The organism is Novacetimonas hansenii JCM 7643, from assembly GCF_000964405.1.
Taxonomy (GTDB): Bacteria; Pseudomonadota; Alphaproteobacteria; order Acetobacterales; family Acetobacteraceae; genus Novacetimonas; species Novacetimonas hansenii.
Map to the genome: position 1 here is coordinate 1 of NZ_BANE01000174.1, position 657 is coordinate 657.

At 61.6% G+C, this 657-nt stretch carries 1 protein-coding gene and 1 pseudogene; one reads left to right on the plus strand and one right to left on the minus strand.

Annotated features, from left to right (window positions below; genetic code table 11):
- On the plus strand, positions 1-267 hold a 267-nt coding region (locus tag B7G66_RS12145; RefSeq protein WP_239016137.1), incomplete at its 5' end, for an HU family DNA-binding protein.
- A 77-nt stretch (positions 268-344) separates the two neighbouring features.
- Here B7G66_RS12145 and B7G66_RS12150 read toward each other — a convergent pair.
- A pseudogene (locus tag B7G66_RS12150) lies at positions 345-657 on the minus strand (hypothetical protein); the annotation flags it as partial.

Consider the following 657-nt stretch of genomic DNA (forward strand, 5'->3'; position numbering starts at 1 on the left):
GCCGATCTGGTCGATCATATCGCCACCACCACCGACACGAGCAAAACCGAGACCCGCAAGGTGCTGGACGCCCTGATCGAGACCATGACCGTTGCTGCCAAAGCGGGTGACGAAATCACCCTGCCGAACTTCGGCAAGTTCAAGGTGAAAGAAGTCGCCGCCCGCGAAGGCCGCAACCCGGCCACGGGGGCGACCATCCAGATCGCGGCCTCGCGCAAGCTGGCCTTTACGCCCGCCAAGGCGCTCAAGGACAGCCTGAACGACTGACCTGCCGACAGGTGAAAGGCGACGGACCTCGTCCGCCGCCCCTTCCCCATCATGCCAGTTTCTGATGATGACCGGCTTCATCCGACCTTCTCCATCAGCTTGCGCGCCCTGCCCTCCAGATCGAGCCGTGTGTCCTGATTGGTCTTCGTCCGCGCCAGTGCGGTAATGCCCTGCACGAAATCGAATACGCTCTCGGGCTTGCGTCCTTCTTCGTGCAGCACAGCTTCGATGATCTTCGTAGTTTCCGGTTTCGAGAACCCGCGACGACGCAAGAATGTTTCACGATCCTCATCGGTTCTGGCTACCAGCGCCTTGCGCGAGGCCTGAATGCCGGAAACGAACGAGACCGGACTGGCCGTGGCGAAATTCCGCAGGGCCGGTGTCGCCTGA